The sequence below is a fragment of the Azospirillum sp. B4 genome, from assembly GCF_000333275.1.
Lineage (GTDB): Bacteria > Pseudomonadota > Alphaproteobacteria > Azospirillales > Azospirillaceae > Nitrospirillum.
Genome location: NZ_BACU01000143.1, coordinates 1 through 3,285, shown reverse-complemented (window position 1 = coordinate 3,285; position 3,285 = coordinate 1). Strand labels below are relative to the sequence as shown.

The 3,285-nt window shown below is 69.3% G+C and carries 1 protein-coding gene; it reads right to left on the bottom strand.

Annotated features, from left to right (window positions below):
* Positions 1–3,285, bottom strand: a 3,285-nt coding sequence (locus I55_RS36870; protein WP_376739172.1) for a beta strand repeat-containing protein, incomplete at both ends; no start/stop codon positions are given.

Sequence of the window (3,285 nt, the reverse complement as noted above, 5' to 3'; positions counted from 1 at the left end):
TCAGCACGGCCTCTCTGGACAGGACGGTGACCGTCACCGACACATGGGCTTTGGCGTCGAGGTTGTCGGTTGATATCACCCATGGTGCAGGGCCACTGCCGGATCCTCCGTCGTCGCCGTATCCTGGGCCGTCCAGATGGATACCGGCAGTGGCCGGGGTCACATGCAGGGTGACGGTGCTGGTGGTGTCCGCCGTGCTGCCCGTGCCGGTTTCCAGCGCGTGGGCCGTGACTGTCAGGTTCACGTCACTGGTCACGGTGCTGGGCAGGGTGACCTTCAGGCCGGCCAGCTGTGCCGCCGTCAGGGTCCAAGTGCCGTCGCCGTTGTTCAGGCCCGCCGACAGCACCGCACCCGTGGGCACATTGCCGATGGTGACGGACAGACGCTCCGACCCGTCGGTGTCGACCAGCGCCCCGGCGATGTTCAGGGCCGTGGCCGCCCCGGCCGTCACCGCCACCGGCGTGGTGGGCAGGGTCAGGGTGGGGGCGTCGGCCACCGCCGTGACCGTCAGGGCCAGGGTGCCGGTGGTGGTGGCCGTGGCCGCCGTGCCGTCCTGCGCCGTGGCGCTGACCGTCAGGTTCAGTGTGCCGCTGTAGCCGACGGGCGGCGTCACCGTCAGGCCGGTGAGGTCGGCCGTTGTCAGGGAATAGACCCCGCCGCCCAGGCTGGTGCCATGGTTCAGGGTGGCGCCGGCGGGCAGGCCCGATACCAGGATGGTGGTGAAGTGTTCCGACCCGTCGGTATCGCCCAGGGCCGCGCCGACATGCAGGGCGATCGGCGTATGCTCCGCTCCCGTCGACGGCGTGATGGTCAGTATGGGCTGCTGCGTAACGGGGGTGACGGTCACCGACAGGCTCTTCGACGTGCTGGTGTAGTTGCCCTCCAGCTCCGAGGAGATGGCCACCACCTGCAGGTTCAGCGTGCCGCTGTAGTTGGTGGGCGGGGTGAGGGTCAGGTTGGCCACTTCCGACGCCTTCAGGTCCCAGTCGCCGGTCAGGGCGTTGTAGTGACCTGCGCTGAGGGTGGCGCCGGCCGGCAGGCCCTTGATGGCATAGGACAGGGTTTCCGACCCGTCGGTGTCCGTCAGCGCCCCGGTGATGGTCAGCGGGATGCCATGGTTCTCCGTCACGCTGGCGGGGCCGGTAACGGTGAGGGTGGGGGCGTCGGCCACGGCGTCGACCCGCACGTTCAGCAGGCCGATCTGGGTGGTGATGCCCAGCACCTTGACCGAAAGGCCCAGTTGGAAGTCGCGGGCATCATTGGTGGGCGGGGTGATCTTCAAGGTGCTCAGCAGGCCGCTGGCCACCGTCCAGGTACCGTCGCTGTTCTTGGTGCCGCCCGACAGGGTGGCGCCGGCCGGCACGCCAGCGATGGTGACGCTGGCCGCCCCCAGCAGGTTCAGGCTGACCAGGCTGGTGCCCAGGGTGATGGCCGTGTCCTCCAACCCATGCACGGGGGTTAGCAGCAGGCCGGTCAGCGCCCCCACCACTTCAGAGGCCACCGTGACCGCCAACGGCTGGGTGGCGGAGACGGCGACGGAACCGTTGGCGTCCCGCGCCACTTCCGTCACCGTCAGGTTCATGGTGCCGCTGTAGCTGATGGGCGGGGTGACGGTGAGACCGGTGATCTGGCTGGGCAGCACCGTCCAGGTGCCGTCGCCGTTGTTGATGCCGGCGGACAGGTGGGCGCCGTTGGGAACGCCGCCGATGATGTAGGACTGCTGCTGCGTCCCCACCGTGTCCAGCAGCGAGCCCACGACGTTGAGGCCCAGCGCGGTGTGGTACAGCCCACTGACGGCCGAGGTGACGATCGAGCCGACATTGGCCACGGCCGCGACCTGCACACCCAGGGTGCCACCCACCGTTTCCGCTTGTGCGCCGACGCCGACACCGAAGGAGACGTTGAGGTTGAAACTGCCGCTGTAGCTGGAGGGCGTGGCGATGGACAGCCCCGTCAGCTGCGAAGGCGTCAGCAGATAACTGCCGTCCAGCTGCAGGACGCCGTGATTCAGCGAGGCGCCGGCGGGCAGGCCGCTGACAACGACGGAGTTGAGGTCGCTCACCGACGCGGCGGCGGACAGCCCCGCGGTGAGATCCAGCGCGGTGGCCGTCCCCTGAACGCCAACGGCCGCACCCAAGCTGACCGAGACGTCGCTGTGCAGCAGGTTGGGCCCACCCAAGGACCCCAGGACGGTGACGCCCAGGGTGCCGCTGACGCTGGCCGTGCTGCCGCTGCCGGTCTCCGTGGCGATGGCGTTGACGGTCAGGTTCAGCGTGCCGCTGTAGTTGTGCGGCGGAGTCAGCGTCAGACCAGACAGGTCGCTGGGTGACAGCGACCATACCGTTGTGCCGTTGGCCAGCACGGCGGTCAACTGGCCATGGTTCAGCGTGCCGCCGGCCGGGATGCCCGATACGGTGACCGACAGCTGCTCCGACCCGTCGGTGTCGCCCAGGACCGGGGCCACCACCAGGGGAATGGTGGCGTTGGCTAAGCCCAGGGCCGGTGTCATGACCAGGGTGGGTGTATCGGCCACGCCGGCCACCGTCACCGGCAGGGTCAGGCTGGTGGCGGCGTCGTTCAGGGTGCCGGTCTCCGTGGCATGCGCCGTGACCGTCAGGTTGAAGGTGCCGCTGTAGTTGGTGGGCGGCGTCACCGTCAGGCCGGACAGCTGGCCCGGGGTGAGGAGGTAGCTGCCGTCCAGTTGCAGGATGCCGTGGTTCAGCGTGGCGCCCAGCGGCAGGCCGCTGACGACGATGCTTATGACCTCTGACCCGTCGGTGTCGGTCAGGCTACCCATGATGGTCAGCGGGACGGCGTGGTCCTCCAGTCCGTTGGCGGGCAGGACGGCCAGGTGGGGCGTGTCGGCCACGGCTGTGACCGTCACCGGCAGGACGGCGCTGGTGGTGCTCTCCACCGAGCCAAGGGCCGCGTGAGCGGTGACGCCCAGGCTGAGCGTGCCGCTGTAGTTGGTTGGCGGGGTCAAGGTCAGGCCGGACAGCTGGGCGCCGGTCAGGGTCCAGCTGCCATCGGCGTTGTGGGTGCCGGCGGAAAGGGTGGCGCCCGCCGGCACACCCGTCACGGTGACAGACAGCGTCTCACCCGCCACCGGCGCCACCAGGGAGGTGGCTATGGTCAGGGCGATAGGGTGGTCCTCCAGTCCCATGGCGGCGGCGACCGCCAGCGTGGGCGCCTGAGTTGTGGCCAGGACCGTGACCGACAGGCTGCCGGTGGCATCGGCACCGGTGCCATTGACCGAAGTGTGGAGTGCGACCGATAGGGTCAGGG